The organism is Pseudomonadota bacterium (genome assembly GCA_026388315.1).
Classification (GTDB): domain Bacteria; phylum Desulfobacterota; class Syntrophorhabdia; order Syntrophorhabdales; family Syntrophorhabdaceae; genus MWEV01.
This window is the reverse complement of record JAPLKA010000110.1, coordinates 1-21,198: the sequence shown is the minus strand read 5'-3', so window position 1 is coordinate 21,198 and position 21,198 is coordinate 1. Positions and strand designations below refer to the sequence as shown.

Below are 21,198 nucleotides of genomic sequence, written 5' to 3'. Positions count from 1 at the left end.
CTTGCCTTCAGCCTTCATACCTTGGTAGTTACATTAAAACATACTCCCTGTTGTCAAAAGCTTTATCGTTTTTACTATTGCGTCCTGAATATTACCGCCAGCCATCGTAGTGAGGAATAAAAATGCAGGATAGAGAAAAAGCACCCGGTATCTATCGAAAGTACTGTTCAAGGGTGTACATTTTACATGGAAAAATATCGCCTTTTTTGGACATGCATCTACACATTTTCCACATTTTGTGCAGGTTATGCGCATCTTTCCTTCATCAATGCTTCCTTCGTCAACAGAGAATGTTGGGCATACCTGTAAACATCGTTTACACTTCACGCATTTTTCCTGATCGATCCGCACTTCAAAGGCATTCACCTTGTTGGTGAAAGACTGAAAGGCGCCGAAGGGGCAGAAAAGGCCGCATTGTGTTCTTCTTTTCGTGAGGAGAGGCAGAACGATGACAAGGGCGATAAAGAGAGAGACAAAGATGATGGTCTGCATGAGAATCTTTACCGATGTGACCTCAGCAAATTCTGTAACGGTTTTATAAGGGCACAACCATTCACAGTAGGTCGGCGAAAGGGTAAGCGCTGCCGTCACAACCACCACAAAAAGAACTGCATAAGGTAAATATGTCCACTTCAGGTTAATATTTTTAATGAGAGGTTTTTTAAAGATTCGGGAAAACCCGTCATCAAGACCTCCAAAAAAACATGCCCAACTGCAAAAACCGCGACCAAGCGCCAGAGATGCGCCGATCCACAGAACAAACATGCTTGCAATGGAAGCAAAACTGCCGATAATGGTGCCCGGAAATATTATTGTTTTCGTAAGCGCTGCAGGGATCAGGGTCATGGGTATGACAATATGGCAGAACGGTGTCCGTCCATCGAGCATATTTGCCTCGCTTATTGCCATACTGCCTCTGAGCTCAATCAGGTGAGTAATAAAGGATATTATAAAACAGACGGCGTAACTTATAAACAGTATAGACCTATACTTATCGGTCTTTCCAGTGCGGATCATCAAAAAAAATAAAATATTGACAAAGAGAAAAGTGATGGCAAAGGCAAACATTTTTGCCGGGTCATCCGACATCTTGCCGCCGGAAAGCATCACAAAAGTCAAGACCATCATGGGAAAGGCAAGCAGAAAAGATTTTACCATTTCACGCCTCTTATCAGCATTATAGCACCTGAATAGAAATAGTAAATACCTATTATACCTGTTGCCATCTTTCCGATTATCGGGAGAACAGAGAACCTCCGCAATACCCCGATAAAAGGTATGGGAATAAAAAAGAGGGAAGTGCCGAGGAAAAATGCAAAAAAGAAATACATGCTTCCCAGCAAACTGCCTTTTTCAATGGCGCCGGCTACGGCAAGGAGAAAGGGCGGACAAAAGCTTAAGCCTGTTGCAAAACCCATGAATGCAGGGAGGAAAATCGGATGCATATTTATTGCTTTTTGGAGAGAACCCTTTAGAAATCCGGCCGAACAAGATGGCCTTATATGAAAAAAACCATAGGCAACCAGAAACAACGAAAGAATTACATAGGCAAATCCGATAAACAGCTCGCGCTGGCCCCCTGCATGAATTATCGATTTGTTGATTCCCCAGGCCAGCCCAGCAAAAACAAGATAGCCTACAAACCTCCCGGAGAGAAACTGCCCGATTAGCATGAAGTTCCGCCGGATATTACCCCCTTCTCCTACCAGATAAGGGATAAGGATAGGCGAACAATACGCCACGCATATCGCTCCGTTACTTATGCCAAGAATAAAGGCCTGCATATCTAAAGTTATTATATGAAAACCGCCTGAAAAGAACAATCAAATCCGGTGCAGCTAAACCCGTTGATTACATTTTATTTGTATGTTACAAATGTATCAATGGCAGACAAACAACTTCTCAGAAACATACCAAAAGTTGACGAGATATTAAAGCACGAAGAGTGGGGAAAACTCACAACGATTTATCCTGAAAGCATAGTGAAGGACGCTCTCAGAAATTATCTCGATGAACTGAGAACATCTATAAAAGAAAACAGAATCGCCGCCATACCCTTATTGAATGAAATCGTCGAAAATACACGAAAGCAGGTCATTGCATCCACCTCCCCGGGATTAAAAAGGGTGATAAACGGCACAGGCGTGATAATACACACAAATCTCGGACGCTCTTTGCTTGCAAAATCTGCCATAGAGGCCATTATCAATGCAGCCACCCATTATACAAACCTCGAGTATGACCTTCAAAAAGGCTCAAGAGGGGACAGGTACGACCACTGCACCTCTATCCTGAAAAAACTCACCGGCGCCGAGAGCGCCCTCGTCGTCAATAACAATGCCGGGGCAGTCTTTCTCATACTCAACACCCTTGCAGACGGGAAAGAGGCGATTATTTCAAGGGGTGAACTCGTTGAGATTGGAGGCAGTTTCAGGGTGCCCGATGTTATTAAAAAAAGCGGGGCCATATTGAAAGAGGTTGGCACAACAAACAGAACATACGCAGGAGATTACGAACGCGCCATCAGCGACTCCACAGGTCTTCTCATGAAAGTACATACGAGTAATTACAGGATTAAGGGCTTTGTCCATGAAACAGTAGCAGAAGAATTGATCTCCCTCGGAAAGAGGCATAACCTGCCAACAGTTTACGATGCCGGAAGCGGCCTCCTCTTCCCCATTCAAGGAATCGGTGTGCATGATGAGCCCTGCATTACCGTGGAACTAAAAAAGGGGTGGGATATCATATCCTTCAGCGGAGATAAACTCCTTGGGGCTCCACAGGCCGGTCTGATCCTTGGAGAAAAATCTTATATAGATGCAATGAAAAAAAACCCCATTACAAGGGCATTGAGACCCGATAAATTCACACTTGCAGCACTTGAAAGCACGCTCCTGCTTTATCTCGACGAAGAAACTGCAAGGCATGAAATACCAACGTTAAGAATGATATACGAAAACCAAAAGACTCTCAAGACGAGGTCTCAGCGAATTGTGAAGGTCTTGAAACACTTATCCGAAAAGGTTACTGCCACACCTGTGGCAATGCTTTCAGAGGTTGGCGGCGGCAGCCTCCCTGATGTATCTATCCCTTCATACGGTGTTGCCATCACACCACATGCAATAAGCGTTGAAATCCTTGAGCAAAGGCTAAGAAACCTTGAAATCCCCGTTATCGGAAGGATCGAGAAAGACCGGTTTCTCCTCGACATGAGGACAATACTCAGAGAAGAAGAACATATTGTTGTTTCAGGTATAAAAACTGCCCTCCAAGAATGAGTCCGGAAAGACAATTCCATATAATATGTAATGAGGAAGGGAAGAGGTTGGATACATATCTCTCGGAAAAGCTTTCCATTACACGGACAAAAATCAAGAGTATGATCGAGGGGGGACATATACGCATTACAGGCAAACCGCCGAAACCATCGACAAAGATGAAGAAGTTCATCGAGATTGATGGTGAAATCCCGGAGGAAGAGCCATTAATGCTGGAACCACAGGAAATTCCTCTGAACATCCTCTATGAAGATGAATATTTCCTTGCCATTAACAAACCGAAAGGGATGGTAGTACATCCATCATTCGGGCACAGGGATGGAACGCTGGTAAATGCGGTACTGGCGTACCTAACAAAGCAGGGTTCGAGGGTTCGAGGGTTCAAGGGGTCAGGAGAGAGGAGCAAAGAGCGTAGAGGAGAGAGTGTAGAGGGGAAGGAGAAAGGCCGAAGTTGCGAAGTTACGAAGATAGGGGAAGGGGAGGCTAAAGATACAGAGGCGAAAAAGGGGTCGGATGGGTCAGAAACGGCGTATCGGCGTATCGGCGTATCGGCGATAGAAGACAGGAATGATAGAAATCCGAAATCCGTACGGTTTAATCCCGACAGCGGAGGGACAATCCGAAATTCCGCGTCAGCGGCTCATCGTCCCGGCATTGTCCACCGGCTCGACAAAGACACCACCGGTGTTATTATCGTCGCAAAAGATTCCAGGACGCAGGAGATGCTTTCTGCTCTTTTTAAAGAGAGAAGTGTCCGCAAAACGTATAGAGCAGTAGTAGAAGAAATTGTTATGAAAAATGAGGGCATAATCGAAGGGAATATCGGGCGACACCCCACGAACAGAAAGAAGATGGCTGTGCTGAAAGAAGGTGGAAGGGATGCCTCTACGGCCTTCAAGGTTATAAAAAGATTGAACGGTTTCACCTATATTGAGGCGTATCCGAAGACGGGGAGAACCCATCAGATAAGAGTCCACCTGACACACATGGGTCATCCCATCGTCGGCGACGAAGCATACGGTAAAAGGGCAAAACATGTCACCGAAAGACCGCTTTTACACGCACACAGGATAGAGTTCATACATCCGGTCACGGGCATGCCGGTTTTCATTGAGGCGCCAGTACCGGCGGATATTGAGGAGTTTATAGACTCCCATGGGGTTTACCAGTGGGAGTCAACCCTGCGAGCATAAGCGAGCATGAGGGGGAGGCTCACACGGCCATGAAGAGGAGAGAAGAACTGTCTTGGCCGGGCACCCGCGCCCCCCTGACTGAATATCGGAGTGATATACCATTCCGCGGGTGGCAAGAGGGGGCGACGCAAGCCCCGGAAATGGAAAAACATGCAGTTTAAACTGAAAAATATCAATAATTGGTCCTATTACTACGTCCCTGAGCTTGAGCAGGGGGGGATAAAGCACGGTTTTTTTACAGCACAATCGCCATCGCATACATTACAGGGAGATGAAAAAGCTGAGTTCCTCGGGGCCTTTGGTCTTAATGATTTCGTTATCATGAAACAGGAACATGGGGTTGATGTGCATGTTATTCAAGACGGACACAGGCCGGTATCGGGGGATGGCCTTATTATTATCTCAAAAGGCATAGCAGGCATAGTGAAAACAGCAGACTGCCTCCCCATCATCATATGTGGAATGGACTGTCCTGTCGTATCTATCATCCATGCGGGCTGGCGTGGAACCGCAAAAAAGATTGCCAAAAAGGCGATCGATAAAATGTCGGAATTCGGGGTTAACAGAAAAAAAATAAAAGCCATTCTGGGTCCCTCTATTGGCCCGTGCTGTTATGAGGTAAAAAACGACGTACGCAATATTTTCATGGAGGAGGGGTTTTCCGATGACATCTTTAAAAGGAAAAATAACACCCTGTTTTTAGATATCAGACAGGCGAATATGGAGATATTGAATAATGAAGGTATTGAGGATATATACGATATTAATCTGTGCACCCGGTGCAGCAGAGATATTTTCAACTCTTACAGGGGTGGAGAAAAAGAAAAAAGGCAGATAAACTTTGTTTCCTTAACAGGATGAAGTATAATAAATACCGTGTCTTTAAACGGAATTCACAATGAAATATAAAAAAGAATGGATTTTTTCTGCACTGATTTTATTAATATTCGGTCTTTTTATCTACCTCGAGACACATCTCCCGTTCTTTAAAAAATTCCTTCCCATTGAAGAAAACAAACTCATCGTCATCGTATTAAATATCAACCTCCTCTTGATTTTACTCCTCATTTTCCTTATAACGAGGACACTTTTTAAGGCATATATCGAAAAAAAGAGGGGAATATGGGGCTCCGGTCTTAAAACAAAATTAACGGTCACAATGCTCATTATCTCCATTGTACCATCCTTTACGCTCTCCATACTTGCAACAGGTTTTTTCCATATAAGTATGGACAAATGGTTCGGACAGAAGATTGAAGACACAATGGACAGCGCCTTAATCCTTTCCCATTACTATTACGATGATCTCTTTCAACGGTACGAAAAAACCGGGAAGTTGCTTGCAGGCAATATTGACAAGAGAAAACTTCTCGAAAAAGAAAAGGAACTCAACACATACCTCCGGAGCGACAGATATGCAAAACTCAATGAATATTTCTCAGTACACGATCTTTCCGGTAATGTAGTTGTAAGCAATCTTCCGCAAGGGATAGACGGCAGGCTTTCCGGCAAAATAGAGTCAGCCTTGAAAAAAGATAACATAATAAGGGAAGTAATCCCCATGAAAGACGGGGAAATCATCGTCGCCGGCACGAGGATACCGAACGAATACGGTAACACTCAGGCTATCCTCTTTACGGGGGATATACTAAAAATTCAAAGCACAGCGAGAATAAAGGAGATAACCTCCACGCACAAGGAATTCAAAGAATCCCGGGCATTTAAAAAGATTTTGAAATACAGCTTTTATATACCCCTGTCCCTCATTACCGTTATGACGATATTCTTTTGTGTCTGGGTAGGGATAAAGATGGCTACGGAGATAACAATCCCCATCGAAAGGGTGAAGGAAGGTGTCTCCATTATCGCAAAAGGTAAATTTGACGTAAACCTCGAAGACAGAGGGAAGGATGAGATAGGAACCCTGGTGAGCGCCTTTAACAGCATGGCAAAAGAGTTAAAGGTAACAAAAGACGAGATTGAAGCAAAAAGAAGATATATGGAGATTATACTCGACAATGTTACAACAGGGATCATATCTACGGACAAAAGGGGGGATATTCTTTTTCTGAATAAGGCAGCACAGAACATTCTCGGGGTCGAAAAGGAAACATTGGAAGGAACGCCTCTGAAGGAAGTTCTGGGTGGTGATTTTAAAAAATATATGAAGTCTTTCCTGAAAGAAGCCAGAGGCACGGGCGACGGAAGCGTTACAAAGGATATGAGGCTTAATTTACAAAAAGATATTAAATATATAAGGGCTTCTCTCACAATCCTGAAAGATGATACAAGCAAAACAGAGGGCTTTATCATCACTTTTGACGATATTACACACGTTGTCCGGGCTGAAAAACTTGCCACATGGAGAGAGGTAGCAAAAAAATTAACCCACGAGATAAAAAACCCTCTGACCCCCATCATCTTATCGGCAGAGAGAATACGGCGAAGGTTGCTTACACGTATGACAGACAGCGACAAGGAAATCCTCGACGAGACAACATCGGTCATAATCAAATCGGTAGGAGACATAAAAGGGATAGTCAACGAACTTACAAAGTTAACACACAGTTCGCAGACAATGATCATCGAAGATATCAATTCCGTTCTTGAAGAGACAATCTCTATATATAAGAACCTCTATCATAATATCACGTTCAGATTCGAGCAGTCTCTCATCCCGATGTTCCGGATGGACAGAGACGGGATAAAAAGGGCCATGATAAACCTCATAACCAATTCGGCAAAGGCGCTGAACAACAAAGAGGGCATCATCACCATTAGCACAAAATTTGATGCCGATAAGGGGGTTGGCATTATTGTGATAGCAGACAATGGGAGCGGCGTTGCCGATGAAGATAAGGGAAAGGTTTTCGACCCTTATTTTACCAGGGACAAGGACGGCATGGGCCTCGGGCTCGCCATCGTCCATTCCATCATTCTGGAGCACCATGGACGAATATATGTGGAAGACAACATTCCTGAAGGTGCAAAGTTCATCATTGAGCTTCCCGTTGTGGGGGCTTAGTCAAAAGGTTATATGCAAATCATACCGATTACCCGGATAAACGTCAGCGACAAAAGATTTTGTATATCTTATCCGCTTGAAGACGGCATACTCCTCGCATCCATCAAAAAAATTGGTATCATCCAGCCCCCGATACTCCTCGCTCCGCCACCCTACACGATTGTTGCAGGCTTTAAAAGGCTCGAGGCTGCATTACGTCTGGGGCTTACACATATCCCCTGCATCATTGTAAATATGGATGAAAAAGATGCCCTCCTCCGCTCCATCCACGACAATATGGGGCGGGCGCTGAATATTATTGAAAAGGCAAACTGCATCGAAAAGATGCTGCACATGGTCTTTTCAACGGAAGAGGTGTACGATGTAATGACGCTGCTCTCCCTCAGCAGACACGAAAAGATCACAGGGAGGCTCCGGGATATAGCAGGTTCTGATGAGACCATGAAAAATTTCATATTAAAAAAAGACCTCTCAATGCAAAATATCGAAACCCTTTTACGATTCACCTCTGAGGAGAAAGACCAAATAATTGGAATACTTACCCCTCTTCACACCACAGAGAGCACCATACGCGAGATTCTCCGGATGCTCCATTTAATAAAAGTGAGGAACGGTGCCATCGATTTCTCTATAATGGTCGGAGCAGACGATGCGTACGACCTGAAAACAAGGCTTAAAAATCTCACATACCCCATACTCTCCTCACTCGAAAAGGGGTTAAAAGATATAAAAATCAAGTGTGCGCTCCCGCCTAATATAGACATAAAAGTAGACCCTTTTTTCGAAAAGGAGTATATTGATATACTTATAAGAGCAAAAAACCCTGATGAAATCAGAGAGGCATTGTTAAAACTCAACGGAGTTTTTGATGCCGGACACATAAGGAGCATATTTGGGCTTGCAAAAGATTGATTTTGTTGAAACAAGGGGAAACATCGTAAGGAATTGCCCGGGCACAAAAAATCACATATGCTGTGGTTACAAAACGATTGATCTTATTGAGGGTTGTGTTCTTTCCTGTTCCTACTGCATCCTCAAAGAATACATCAATGCTCCGAATATCAAAATAAACCGGGATATGCCATACATCCTGTCACAGATAAAGGAGACAATTGAGGCTGAAAAAACACATATCCTGAGATTTGGAACCGGCGAACTTTCGGATAGTCTTGCCCTTGACAGGAGATACGGCCTTAACCGACCGCTCATAGAATTTTTCGGTGAAACAAAAAAGGCCCTCCTGGAGCTGAAATCCAAATGGGCATCCATTGATCATCTTGTTCCATACCTGAATCCTTATACGGTCATCTCATTTTCCCTTGCGCCTCAAAAGATAATTGACAATGAAGAAAAAAGGACAAGCCCTCTTTATAAAAGATTAAAGGCTGCAAAAAAGGCACAGGATTCAGGGTGTTTTGTCGGGTTGCATTTCGACCCCGTTATTATTTACGAGGGGTTTGAGAAGGACTATGAATATCTCATTGGAGACATAGGCAGAATACTTGATCTCAAAAAGGTCCTGTGGGTAAGCCTCGGCCTCTTGAGATTCCCGCCACGGCTTTTTGACCGGTTTCTGGAGGAAGGGAGAAAAAACCTCCTTTATGGGGAGTTTATCAGGGGCGAAGACGGGAAATACCGATACATAAAAAAAGAACGGATGAAGATATACAGCATGCTTTACGGGCTTTTAAAAAGACAGGACGAAGATCTCTTTATATATCTCTGCATGGAAAGGGAAGACATATGGAGAGGTGTTGCAGGCCTCACACTGGAGGATAATGAAGCCCTCACTGGGCTCTTTGATAACAGAATAAAAAACCTATACGGAGGGAACATATGAAATTCAAAGACAAAGTTATATTCATAACAGGCGGAGCAAAAGGCCTCGGGAAGGCAACGGCAATGGCATTTCTCGAAGAAGGTGCACGGGTGGCTGTGTGCGGCACACACAAAGAGGCCGTATTAAAATTTGAGGAAGAGTTTAAAGGAAAACCTGTCCTTGCCTTTCATGCTGATATTACAAATTACGAAGAGATGGAGAATGTGCTGGGAAAGACCATAGAAGCATGGGGTAAAGTAGATATACTCTTTAACAATGCCGGCGTTGTAAACCCTCTTGTCCCATCGGAAAAGATGAAAAAGGCTGATTTTGACAAGGTAATTGATGTTAACCTGAAAGGCACCTTTTATGTCACACAGATCTTTGGCAAAAAGATGATTGAGCAAAAATCAGGCCGGATCATCAGCGTTGCCTCGCAGGTAGCACTCTTTGGAGAAAAAGGCTTTTTACCCTATTCTATCAGTAAATCGGCAGTAATGCTTATGACAAGATCTCTGGCTTATGAATGGTCAAAACACGGGGTAACCTTATGTGCTATCGCTCCTGGTTTTATAAAGGGCGGTATGAATGAGGGCCTTATCAGAAAAGAGATATTTGTTGATTACCTCTCAAAAAGGACACCTATCGGGAGGATGGCCAAGGTTGAGGAATTTGTGTCCTGCATCTTGTTCCTTGCTTCTGACGGCGCCCAATACATAAATGGTGAGACCCTCACCATGGATGGCGGCATGACAGGATATACACCGGAATCGCTCGTGGATTTCATCATGAAAGGAAAATAACATGGATATTATCCCTTTTATCCAGTTTACCCTTAACACCCGATACGTCCTGAGATGGGTCGCCGGTGGGATAATTTTCTTTATCCCTGTTGCAAATTTCCTGTCTCTGGGCTATCTGTCCAAGTCATCACGACTTCTCACTATTGGAAGTATCGGCCTTCCCACATGGGAGCAGAAAAACGAAATCTGGATGGAAGGGGTTAAAATTCTTTTCATATTCATCCTCTATGAAGCAATTCCATTCTTTCTTTTCTCTTTCGGGTTCTTTCTGGTAGCCCTTCATAGCGTCACCGCCTTTTTCGGTCACATTATCAAAAACGTTGCCTATATTGCGCTTCTGATCTTTTCTTTCTTCCTGCCATTCGCATTTGCAACCTTTGCCGAGTATATGGATTTAAGAAAGGCGCTGGAATTCGAAAAGATAACAAAAGGTATTAAGGAAGTATTTATCCCCTACCTCGGTGGCTATGCCGGAACCGGTTTTGTTCTGTTCGTCTTTTACAAAACAGTGCTCCACATACCTTTTCTTGGTTTCTTCATATGGATAGTGTTCACTTACTATGCACTACTGTTGGCCACGTATTACTTTACACAGCTTTACACAAAAACCTCTCTCTCAACGGAGAAAATATCTGGAGAGGCCATCCAGGAAAGTAACAAAGGCTGACCACCGCGTTTAGATAGTGCCCGACAATAAATTAAGCCGTTTCCACCCCATAACCCCAAAACACTATTGACTTTTACGGTGTGTTTATCATATTATAAGTAGTTTTTTCAAAATAAAGGTTCAGGAGTTTGTTATGTATGCCATTATTGAAAATGGAGGTAAGCAATACAGAATTACTGAAGGGGAAAAGGTAAAACTGGAGAAATTTGCAGCCGGTGAAGGCGAAGACATTCAAATAAAAGAAGTTCTTGCGTTTAGCGACGGCAGTAACACCCTTATTGGCAACCCCTACGTTGGCGGCGCGTCCATACAGGGTAAGGTTTTATCACACGGTAAGGCAAAAAAGGTGATCATTTTCAAGCACAAAAAGAGGAAAGATTACAAGAAGAAAAACGGACACCGGCAGCCCTACACAGAAGTTCTCGTAGAAAAGATACACATGGAGGCACCTCATGGCGCATAAAAAGGCAGGCGGAAGCTCACGAAACGGAAGGGATAGCGACGGCCAGAGGCTTGGAGTAAAGATATACGGTGGCCAGACAGTTAAGGCAGGAAGCATCATTGTGAGACAGCACGGGACAAAAATACACCCTGGAAACAATGTTGGAATAGGTCGTGACAACACATTATTCGCCCTTTCAGACGGAGTGGTGAAATATGAATTTAAAAGCGACAAAAAAAGGGCGAATGTCTATCCCCCTGAATGAAGTTTGTTGATGAAGCCAAGATACACGTAAAAGCAGGAGATGGCGGGAAGGGTTGCGCAAGTTTCAGAAGGGCAAAATTTATCCCCAGGGGTGGGCCTGACGGTGGTGATGGCGGCAAAGCGGGAGATGTAACCATAGTTGGTAAAAAAGGCCTCTCAAGCCTTTTAGATTTTAAATATAAAAAAATCTACAAAGCAGAAAACGGCAAAAACGGAAGCGGTAATAATAAAAAAGGCAGAGACGGAAAGGATATTTTTATTTCTGTCCCCCTTGGTACAATCGTGTATGATGTGAATTATTCAATACCTGTATGCGATATTACAGAGGATGAGGAAACGCATATCATTGCAAAAGGCGGCAGGGGCGGAAGAGGTAACACGCATTTTGCAACACCCACAAACAGGGCGCCTGTTCAATTTGATTACGGCGGAGAAGGAGAAGAGAAAGATTTATACCTCGTATTAAAACTCCTTGCTGATATAGGTATCGTAGGCCTTCCCAATGCCGGTAAATCAACCCTTATATCCAGATTAACAGATGCGAAACCACGGATAGGTGATTACCCCTTTACCACATTGACCCCGACCCTCGGTGTTATGAGGGACAACGACAGGACATTTGTTATTGCTGACATTCCTGGCATAATAGACGGTGCATCAAAAGGAAGGGGATTAGGCCTTATGTTCTTAAAACACATCGAAAGGACAGGGAAACTTTTGGTTTTGCTTGACCTGTCATCACCTTCAATAGAAGAAGATTACACAATGCTTTTAAACGAACTCACCTCCTACAACAAGGAAATGCTCAAGAAAGAAAGGGTATTAGCCTTAAACAAGACAGACCTTTCGTCTCCCTCAAAGGTCAGGAAATGGAAAGCATATTTTACAGATAAGGGCGAAGAGGTCGTTAAAATCAGTGCATTAACGGGTCACGGGGTTGATGTTTTAGGAAAATTAATAAGCAGGAAGGAATAAAAGGCAACGCATGCTCAACGTAAAAAGGGTTGTTATTAAAGTAGGAACATCAGTGCTCCTGGACAAAGAGAAAAAGATCAGCACAGACATGGTGAGAAACCTTGCAAAACAGGTAAAAAACATTAAAGACAAAGGGATCGAGTCAATCATTGTTTCAAGCGGCGCAATAGCGAGCGGCATGGAAACGCTGGGACTTAAAAAGAAACCGAAAGAGATTGAAAAAAGACAGGCCCTTGCATCAGTAGGGCAGATTAAGCTTATGAAGATGTATATGGATGCCTTTGAAAAGGAAAAATTGAAAATAGGGCAGGTGCTCCTCACCCACGAGGATATAAAGAGTAAAAGCAGATGCTTAAACCTCATGAATACGTTAAACTCATTGCTGTCCATGAATATCGTCCCTGTTATCAATGAAAACGATGCCCTCTCTTTCAAGGAGATCCGGTTTGGCGACAACGACAACCTTTCTGCCCTCATTGCGCAGATCTCAAACTCCGATTTGCTCATGCTCCTCTCCGACGTTGATGGTTTATGCGATAAGGATCCCCAGAAATACCCGGATGCATGTATCATCAGCGTTGTAAAAAAAATTGACGATAAAATTGAAAAATTAGCCAGCGGAACACGGAGCGAAAAGAGCATTGGTGGCATGGTGAGTAAGCTCGAAGCGGCAAAGAAGGCAGGTTGCTACGGCATCCCTACAAGGATTGTGAGGGGTGACATTGAAAATATCGCATGGCGGGTGATCAAAGGGGAAAATATAGGCACTCTGTTTCAGCCGGAGGCAAAACTGGCAAGGAACAAGTGGTGGACGGCCTTTGCCTTCAAAGTGAAGGGCAAGATATGGGTAGACGAAGGAGCAGAGGGCGCCTTAGTTCACAACGGAAAGAGTCTCCTGCCTTCCGGTATCACAACTGTTGAAGGCGATTTTTCAAGGGGCGAGTGTATTGAGTTGAATAATATGTCCGGACAGGTTATTGCCAGAGGGATAACAAACTACTCATCATCCGATATTAATAAAATAAAGGGCTTAAAAAGTGTTGCTATAGAAAAAAAGCTTGGGTATAAATATGCTGAAGAAATAGTGCACCGGGACAACATGGTAATCATATGAAACCGATAGAGCTTGCAAAGAAGACAAAAGAGGCATCCCATATACTTGCACATCTTTCTACGGAAAAGAAAAATAGTATTCTTAATACGCTTGAAAGGCTCATTTCGGAAAAAATGGATTACCTTTTTCTTGAAAACAAAAAAGATATAGAAGAGGCGGAAAAAGGAGGGCTTCAGAAAAGTCTGATAGAAAGATTAAAGATCGATGAAAAGGTCATAAAAGAGATGCAGACAAGCATTAGAGATGTTATCGCACTGCCTGACCCTGTCGGTGAGGTGATGCGACTCTGGAAGCGGCCAAATGGACTTCTTGTAGGAAAAATGAGAATTCCTATCGGGGTTATCCTTGTTATATACGAATCCCGCCCTAACGTCACCGTTGATGCATTCTCCCTCTGCCTGAAAAGTGGAAATTGCGTGATCCTCAAGGGGGGCTCCGAGGCCTACTACTCGAATATTGCCTTTTTTCATTTGATCATGGAATCCCTGAGGCAGGAAGGCATCTCCGAAGAGGTAGCCCAGCTTGTTGAAACGGGTGACAGGGCATATATTTACGAGCTTCTCAAGCAGGATCAGTATATTGATCTTATCATACCAAGGGGCGGCGAAGCCCTTATAAGGAACGTTGTTGAACAGTCAAGCATCCCCGTCCTGAAACATTATAAGGGTGTGTGTCACATCTATGTCGATGAGTGGGCAGATATTGACCTTGCATATAAGGTATGCCTTAATGCAAAGATACAAAAGCCTGCCACATGCAATGCCATGGAGACACTACTCGTCCATGAATCCATTGCAAAAGCCTTTTTGCCTGAGATGGCAAGAATACTCAAGAACAGCGGCGTCACACTCAGGGGCTGCAACAAAACAACAGAGATTATAGAGGGTATCGACGAGGCAAATGAGTTCGACTGGCATGAAGAGTATCTCGATCTTGTACTTTCCATCAAAACCGTAAAGGACATGGATGAAGCGATCCACCATATACGAAAATATGGCTCTGACCATACAGAGGCTATCATAACGGCAAATTACAATAATGCCTGGAGGTTTTTAAGGGAGCTTAACTCATCACTGGTGCTCGTTAACGCGTCCACCAGGTTAAATGACGGCTATCAGTTGGGCCTTGGGGCTGAAATGGGTATCAGCACGACAAAGTTACATGCCTTTGGCCCTATGGGACTGGAAGAGCTTACGGTAACAAAATTTATTGCCTTTGGTGACGGACAGTTGAGGGAATGATGAAAATAGGCTTATTCGGAGGAACCTTCGACCCGGTACATATTGGACACTTGAGGGCTGCAGAGGAAATACGGGAGTTTTTTCTGTTAGACAGAGTCTACTTCGTACCGGCTTACATCCCTCCTCACAAAAGAAGACAGGGGATTACCGGTGCAGATATAAGGCTCAGAATGATAAAAAGCGCCATAAGGGGCAACCCTTATCTGCGTGCTTCTGAAATTGAACTGAAAAGGGAGGGCGTGTCATATTCAATAGACACGGTAAGGGCATTTGAGAAACGTTTTAAGACATTGTACTTCATCATAGGCGTCGATGCTTTTTCTGAAATTGATACATGGCATGACTACAGGGAAATATTCCATCATACTAATTTCATTATCATGATCAGGCCCTCGAATGGAAAGACTTTTATCAAAGATATTTTCCCTGAGGATTTGAAGGTGAAAATGAAAAAGATGGACAACCGCTCGTTTCAGCATGTCTCGGGAAATAAGATTTATTTACATCGCGTTACTCAGCTCGATATCTCATCCACCAGGATACGGGAAAATGTAAAAAACGGGAAGACGACAAGGTATATTGTTCCTCAAACGGTAGAAAAAATAATCAGCGAAAAGGGATTATACAGGGTATAAATGGAAACACTGGAAAAAATTAAAACATGTGCGAGGTATGCGGAAGAAAAAAAAGCAAAAGACGTTCTGATGCTTGATCTTAAAGGCCTTACGGATATTACGGATTTTTTTCTGCTGGTGAACGGAACGAGTGAAAGGCATGTGAAAACCATATCCGAACATATCGAAACAAGTATGAAGGGAGATGGCATATTGCCTTACTCAGTAGAAGGATATAATGAAGGAAGATGGGTGATTATAGATTACCGGGACATAATTGTTCATATATTCATCGAGCCCCTGAGAGATTTGTATGACCTTGAAAGTCTCTGGATAGAAGCAAAAAGGTACAGAATGGAAAAAGAGAAAACAACCAATATAGAGGTGGACAATGGAAAAAGAGAAGCTTGAATATTTCAGGAAGAGATTGCTGAAGATGAGAGACGAGATACTGACCAAGGCAAAGAAGTTAAAAGAGGATTCATATACACTTGGGACAGACGGGATTCAGGATATGGCAGATGCCGCAAGCAATTCATATAATGCCGATATACTTATGAGTATAAGCAATAACGATTTAAAACTCTTAAAGGACATAGACAATGCCCTCGACAAGATAGTAAATGAGACTTACGGGATATGTGAAGAATGTGATGAAAAAATAAATGAAAAAAGACTTGAGGCAAATCCAGTGGCGCGTTATTGTATTACATGCAAGCGACAGATGGAAGAGAAGGGGCTATAAGCAATGAAATTTAAAATCTTCTTTTTTCTGTTTCTACTGTTTCTCCTGTTTTATCTTTACGTCGACCACCTTAACCCTGAAAACGTAAAGCTTTACTTTGGATATGGAAAGTTTTATGAAACGAGCGTTGCAACCTATGTGGTAGCATCGTTCATCCTGGGGGTAATTTTTTCGATTATAATAAGCTTCTTTTATGATCTCAAAAGGCTGATAGTTGGATGGAGGGAAGACCGGAAAGGGAGAAAGAAAGACGAGTTTAAGGAATTATTCGAAAAGGCAAAATCGTATGAGATGAGGGGAGACAGGGAAAAGGCCATAGAGAGCCTGAACAAACTGATCAGAAGGCTCCCGGATGTGGAAGACACATATATGCATCTCTCAGATTTATACGTTTCTGCAAAAGATTACAGTAAGGCAATAGAGACCCTGGAACTTGCAGAAACATATCTTGGAAAAAGAGAATCCATACTGTTGAAAAAGGTTAAGGTCCGGGTCATTGCGAAGGACACCCAAAAAATCGAAAATGAACTTAAAGAGGCATTGCAACTTAATGAATCGAATTTAGAAACCTTGACCATGCTCAGAGATTTTTATATCTCCGGCAAGAGTTGGGATGAAGCGTACGAGGTGGAAAAGAAGATAAAGAAGTTTATCAAAACAGAAGACGAAAATCTGAGGGTGCTGGGCATACGGTACGAAAAGACTGAGACGTTGTTCAACAACAAGTTTGAAGCAAACTCTGAAGCAATCATCAAGGAATTAAAGGAGATTATAAGCGAAGACAAGAGATTCATCCCCTCATACATACTGCTGGCTGAGGCGTACAAAAAAACCGGCAAATTAAATGAAGCCGGCAGGGTATACGGAAGAGGTTATTCCAAAACAGGTCACATCGTATTTCTTCTGAAAATGGAAGATTTATATATCGACAGAGGAAATCCTGAGGTTATATTAAAAATTTACAGAAGAATACTCGATATATCACCTAATAACTATCTTGTATCGTTTCTTTACGCACGGTTATGTCTGAGACTCGAGATGATCGATGAAGCTATAGATATGTTAAACACCTTGTTTGCAGAAGGATTAGATTTTAAGGGCTTGCATAAGGCAATGGCTGAAGCATACATCCACAGAGGCGAAATGGAAAATGCCGTTGAGGAATTCAAGAAAGCCTTTCCCGCAGAACACGTTTATATCCCCTTTATTTGCACCAATTGCCAGGCCAAGAAAGTGGAATGGGTCAATTTCTGTGAAAATTGCAACAGTTGGGATACAGTCAGCGTTAAGAAAGAAGATTTTCTTCACACCGAATCATCGGAACTGAAAATGTTTTATGAAGGAGAAGACTGGGACAGAGAAGGAGTATAATGATTAAAGACCTCTTATTAACAAATAGTAATAAGATTATATTCCTCATCCTCGATGGACTCGGAGACATACCGAATCCTCAATTTTCATTCCTTACCCCCCTTGAAGCGGCAAAAAAACCCAACATCGATAAACTTGCCTTGGAAACCGGTATTCTGGGGCGCATTATGCCCGTCGATATAGGCATAACACCGGGGAGCGGGCCCGGCCACCTGAGTCTCTTCGGGTATGACCCTGTAACATATGAAATCGGCAGGGGCGTCCTTGAGGTGTTGGGGCTCAATATGGATTTACAGGATGGCGACCTTGCGGCGCGCGCAAACTTCTGTACCGTAAAAGACGGAGTTGTCATAGACCGGAGGGCCGGGAGAATTGAAACAAAAGAAACGGAGCGCCTATGTGCGACAATTGCAAAAGCTATTCCCGAGATTGAAGGTGTCAAGATCATTGTAAAACCAGGAAAATCCCACCGTTTTGCACTCATATTCAGAGGCAAAAATCTCTCGGATAAACTAACCGATGCAGATCCCCACAAAGACAACAAGCCCCTTGCCTATTCATCCCCAAAATCGGGCGAAGCCGAATTCTCGAGTACAATAATTAACAGCTTCATAAAACGTGCTCTGGGGCTTTTAAAAGACGAGAAAATAGCAAACGGCGTTCTGTTAAGGGGTTTTTCCATGAAACCGGATATGCCGGCCTTTTCAGTGAACTACAACCTAAATGCCCTTGCAATTGCCACATATCCTATGTACCGCGGGATAGCAAAGGTGCTCGGCATGGATGTCAAAGAAGAGCCGAAAGACTATGAAGAAATGGTTAAGATTTTGAAGGACAATTACAATTCGTATCAATTTTTCTTCATGCATATAAAAGAGACCGACACTGCCGGAGAAGATGGAAATTTCGCTGCAAAAGTCGATGCCATCGAGAAGGTTGATAGAATAGTGCCTGCTATATACGATCTCAAGCCTCATGTTCTGGTGATTACCGGTGACCATTCAACCCCCTGCCCGCTCAAAGGTCATAGCTGGCATCCAGTGCCGCTTCTGATTGTTACACAAACGGGCGAAAAAGACGGGATGACCTTTCACGAAAAAAACTGCATTACCGGGAGTATTGGAACAATATACAGCAAACAACTCATGTCCCTCGTCCTTGCCCATGGGTTGAAGCTTGACAAATACGGTGCATAACTTATTTAATGCCGTTTCGGAAATCATATACCCCCTACACTGTGGCGGATGCGGTTCTAAAGGTGAAATACTCTGCAAGAATTGCGTCACATCATTTGCATTCGTAGAAGATGCGACGGCATGTCCCCTCTGTGGACGACGGATCGGAAAAAAGATCGTATGCGGTGAATGCATCGAAGAAGAAAGGGGGTTTCAGGAGGGTCGCTATGGTTTTTATTTTGAAAATCACCTTCGCGATGCAATCCATGCATTCAAATTTGACGGCAGGATAGACGTAGGCAGAAACCTTACCCGTCTCCTTAAAGACAATATTTTATATTTCTCTGAAATATTTGACTGCATAATCCCTGTTCCCGTAACAAACAAGAGGCTGAAAGAGAGGGGCTTTAACCAGTCATTCATTATAGGTGAAGAAATTTCTGCTATAACAAACAAACCATTACATCACTCCGTCCTCTACAAATCAAAGAGCACAAAGGATCAATACGCCCTCCACAGGGATGAGAGGAAAAAAAATATCAAAGGTGTTTTTTCGGTAAAAAATGGTGATAAAATAAAGGGCAAAAGGGCATTGCTTGTAGACGACCTTTTTACTACAGGCTACACGGCAAAAGAGGCGTCACGGATGCTTTTAAAGGCAGGCGCAGAAAGGATTATCTTTTTTGCCCTGGCGCGGACACCTTCATGAAAAAAGTTCTTATAATTTGCCTCATTATAGTCTTTCTATCCTTGCTCTTCATAGGAATTTTAAAAGGGAACATATCCTCTGTCGGTTCTTATGCGATAAGCAAAATCACCGGTTATGAAGTTCGCATATCAAAGATTGATTTTACGTACACGGATGGAATCATCATCTGTAGCCTGAACGATTTAAGCGTAAAAGGAAACGTTGAGGGGTATGTAAAAAAGTGGCTTTTTTCAGTAGCAATCAAAGAAGGATTCCATCTTAAAAATGTCGTCTTTTCCGATTTTGACCTTAAAATATCAGACCTGAAAGGAAAAATACGTTTTGTCCCCTTGTTCACCAAACTCTTAGAGATAAAAAATGGCAAGGTAGCATTCAGCAACCATACATTCATCGTCCATGAGATAAGAATAAACAACTTCAAGCCCGGAACACCTTTCACTTTTGAAATGGGTGTTGAAAATGATTACTGGTTTAAAAGTTTTAAGGCCTCGGGAGAAGGCATGTATAAGAGCGGGGGTCCTGATCTGAAAGGGCAGATTCATGTGACACAACTGAATTTGAATAAACTTTCAGATAACTTAAAAGGCAAGGCGAATGTTAATGGCCCCTTCATCTATACAAAAAAGGAGTTTTCTCTGAACGGCCCTTTTGAAATCTTCGACTATGAGGAAAGAGATAAGCCTTTCAGAAAGGCTCTTTCCGTTGGTAAGACGAGGGGGAATGTTCTTCTTACTTACGCGGGCACTGTAACAGATATTAAAATGAGTCAAATGCAGTTTAAGGGCACGCCCCTCACGCTGGATTTGAAATTCGAAAAAAATGATTTAGCACGGTTAGAACTTGGTTCTGACTTTCTCGACCTCCAGGATATAAAACACTACATAACGATTGACCGTCTCGCAAAAACACCGGTCGATATATGGAATTACCTCCATGAAGGAAAAGTAAAAATAAAGAAATTCATCCTCTCAAAGGGAAATATTGTAAATGCTGACCTTGAATTTAAGGACGGAGACATATCATACAAGAATCACCATTTTAAAAACGTGGAAGGGTCAATAACTTTCGACGACAAAAAGATAAATCTATCGAATTTCAAGGGGTGGTTCAAGACAAGTATGTTTCGTAATATATCAGGCGTTATACCCTTTACAAACGACAAAGAGATGAACATTAAAGGGGACTATGTTTTTAATCTGAAAGACGTCCCCTCCCTGCTTGACCTCGGTGAGCTTAGCTTCAGAAAAGGGGAGACCGATGGCACAATAGAATTCGGAGGGAATGAAAAGAAAGGATACACATTACGTGGAACGGGGAAACTGAATAATGCCGACGCAATCTGGAAAAAGGTTTCAGCTAACGCAAAAGGGTCCTATACATTCACCAACGATGAGATTGCCTTTGATCCGCTTACCTTAAGCAGGGGCGGCACGGACATAACGGTCAGAGGAAAATGGCATAAAAAATTTATGGACTTTAAGATAAAAGGAGATCTGGATGTATTCCATGCCAAGCCCTTTCTAACTGCCCTCCCTTTAGACATGGAGGGTACAACAGACCTGGACCTCGCGATTCAACAGGAGAACAAATGGACTAAATTGAGCGGGGATATTGTGATGGACAACCTCTCCTTCGAAGCCCCCGGCATTGTAAAAAAAAAATCCGGAATAAAAAGTAAAGCAAGTTTCGTATTTACAAAGGAAGATAGCACTATCTATATAGAAGAGCTCCTGTATAGCCTCGACGTAATCAACCTGAAACTC

The 21,198-nt window shown here is 43.0% G+C and carries 22 protein-coding genes; 20 read left to right on the top strand and 2 right to left on the bottom strand.

Annotated elements, in window-relative coordinates; translation table 11 throughout:
- Positions 1-33: 33 nt before the first annotated feature.
- Both NTX75_15350 and NTX75_15345 read right to left on the bottom strand, forming a co-directional pair.
- The gene (locus NTX75_15350; GenBank protein ID MCX5817587.1) at positions 34-1,158 is read right to left on the bottom strand and encodes a 4Fe-4S binding protein; all 1,125 of its coding nucleotides are present in this window, start codon (positions 1,156-1,158) and stop codon (positions 34-36) included.
- Positions 1,152-1,784, bottom strand: a complete 633-nt coding sequence (locus NTX75_15345; protein ID MCX5817586.1) for a sulfite exporter TauE/SafE family protein — start codon at positions 1,782-1,784, stop codon at positions 1,152-1,154. The genes NTX75_15350 and NTX75_15345 overlap by 7 nt, the downstream gene beginning before the upstream one ends.
- Positions 1,785-1,883: 99 nt before the next feature.
- On the opposite strand from NTX75_15345, the gene selA reads away from it, so the two are divergent.
- The 20 genes from selA to NTX75_15245 all read left to right on the top strand — a co-directional run.
- Positions 1,884-3,278 (top strand): L-seryl-tRNA(Sec) selenium transferase, encoded by a 1,395-nt coding sequence (gene selA, locus NTX75_15340; protein ID MCX5817585.1) that lies wholly within the window; start codon positions 1,884-1,886, stop codon positions 3,276-3,278.
- Positions 3,279-3,325: 47 nt separating this feature from the next.
- The gene (locus tag NTX75_15335) at positions 3,326-4,471 is read left to right on the top strand and encodes an RluA family pseudouridine synthase (protein ID MCX5817584.1); all 1,146 of its coding nucleotides are present in this window, start codon (positions 3,326-3,328) and stop codon (positions 4,469-4,471) included.
- Positions 4,472-4,621: 150 nt separating this feature from the next.
- Positions 4,622-5,332 carry a peptidoglycan editing factor PgeF gene (gene pgeF, locus NTX75_15330; GenBank protein MCX5817583.1) on the top strand — a complete coding sequence of 237 codons (711 nt, stop codon included), beginning with the start codon at positions 4,622-4,624 and terminating at the stop codon, positions 5,330-5,332.
- Positions 5,333-5,369: 37 nt separating this feature from the next.
- Positions 5,370-7,496, top strand: a complete 2,127-nt coding sequence (locus NTX75_15325) for an ATP-binding protein (GenBank protein MCX5817582.1) — start codon at positions 5,370-5,372, stop codon at positions 7,494-7,496.
- Between the two features lie 12 nt (positions 7,497-7,508).
- Positions 7,509-8,408, top strand: coding sequence for a ParB/RepB/Spo0J family partition protein (locus tag NTX75_15320; protein ID MCX5817581.1), 900 nt, complete (start codon positions 7,509-7,511; stop codon positions 8,406-8,408).
- Positions 8,395-9,336, top strand: a complete 942-nt coding sequence (locus tag NTX75_15315) for a hypothetical protein (GenBank protein MCX5817580.1) — start codon at positions 8,395-8,397, stop codon at positions 9,334-9,336. The genes NTX75_15320 and NTX75_15315 overlap by 14 nt, the downstream gene beginning before the upstream one ends.
- A complete protein-coding gene (locus NTX75_15310; protein ID MCX5817579.1) occupies positions 9,333-10,118 on the top strand; it encodes an SDR family NAD(P)-dependent oxidoreductase in 786 nt (261 codons plus the stop codon). Before NTX75_15315 ends, NTX75_15310 begins: the two co-directional genes overlap by 4 nt.
- A 1-nt stretch (position 10,119) precedes the next feature.
- Entirely contained in the window at positions 10,120-10,785 is a 666-nt protein-coding gene (locus tag NTX75_15305) for a DUF4013 domain-containing protein (protein MCX5817578.1), read from the top strand.
- Positions 10,786-10,918: 133 nt separating this feature from the next.
- On the top strand, positions 10,919-11,248 hold the full coding sequence (rplU, locus tag NTX75_15300; GenBank protein MCX5817577.1) for a 50S ribosomal protein L21: 330 nt from the start codon (positions 10,919-10,921) through the stop codon (positions 11,246-11,248).
- A complete protein-coding gene (gene rpmA, locus NTX75_15295) occupies positions 11,238-11,492 on the top strand; it encodes a 50S ribosomal protein L27 (GenBank protein ID MCX5817576.1) in 255 nt (84 codons plus the stop codon). Before rplU ends, rpmA begins: the two co-directional genes overlap by 11 nt.
- Entirely contained in the window at positions 11,489-12,466 is a 978-nt protein-coding gene (gene obgE, locus NTX75_15290) for a GTPase ObgE (GenBank protein ID MCX5817575.1), read from the top strand. Before rpmA ends, obgE begins: the two co-directional genes overlap by 4 nt.
- A 10-nt stretch (positions 12,467-12,476) precedes the next feature.
- On the top strand, positions 12,477-13,580 hold the full coding sequence (proB, locus tag NTX75_15285; GenBank protein ID MCX5817574.1) for a glutamate 5-kinase: 1,104 nt from the start codon (positions 12,477-12,479) through the stop codon (positions 13,578-13,580).
- A complete protein-coding gene (locus NTX75_15280) occupies positions 13,577-14,821 on the top strand; it encodes a glutamate-5-semialdehyde dehydrogenase (protein ID MCX5817573.1) in 1,245 nt (414 codons plus the stop codon). The genes proB and NTX75_15280 overlap by 4 nt, the downstream gene beginning before the upstream one ends.
- Positions 14,818-15,456: a nicotinate-nucleotide adenylyltransferase gene (gene nadD, locus NTX75_15275; protein ID MCX5817572.1), complete on the top strand. Its 639-nt coding sequence runs from the start codon at positions 14,818-14,820 to the stop codon at positions 15,454-15,456. Before NTX75_15280 ends, nadD begins: the two co-directional genes overlap by 4 nt.
- Entirely contained in the window at positions 15,457-15,846 is a 390-nt protein-coding gene (gene rsfS / locus NTX75_15270; protein ID MCX5817571.1) for a ribosome silencing factor, read from the top strand.
- On the top strand, positions 15,827-16,180 hold the full coding sequence (locus NTX75_15265) for a TraR/DksA family transcriptional regulator (GenBank protein MCX5817570.1): 354 nt from the start codon (positions 15,827-15,829) through the stop codon (positions 16,178-16,180). The genes rsfS and NTX75_15265 overlap by 20 nt, the downstream gene beginning before the upstream one ends.
- Positions 16,181-16,183: 3 nt before the next feature.
- The gene (locus tag NTX75_15260) at positions 16,184-17,551 is read left to right on the top strand and encodes a tetratricopeptide repeat protein (protein MCX5817569.1); all 1,368 of its coding nucleotides are present in this window, start codon (positions 16,184-16,186) and stop codon (positions 17,549-17,551) included.
- A complete protein-coding gene (locus NTX75_15255) occupies positions 17,551-18,747 on the top strand; it encodes a 2,3-bisphosphoglycerate-independent phosphoglycerate mutase (GenBank protein ID MCX5817568.1) in 1,197 nt (398 codons plus the stop codon). Before NTX75_15260 ends, NTX75_15255 begins: the two co-directional genes overlap by 1 nt.
- The gene (locus NTX75_15250; protein ID MCX5817567.1) at positions 18,728-19,435 is read left to right on the top strand and encodes a ComF family protein; all 708 of its coding nucleotides are present in this window, start codon (positions 18,728-18,730) and stop codon (positions 19,433-19,435) included. The genes NTX75_15255 and NTX75_15250 overlap by 20 nt, the downstream gene beginning before the upstream one ends.
- Positions 19,432-21,198, top strand: a 1,767-nt coding sequence (locus tag NTX75_15245) for a hypothetical protein (GenBank protein MCX5817566.1), incomplete at its 3' end; no start/stop codon positions are given. The genes NTX75_15250 and NTX75_15245, both read left to right, overlap by 4 nt.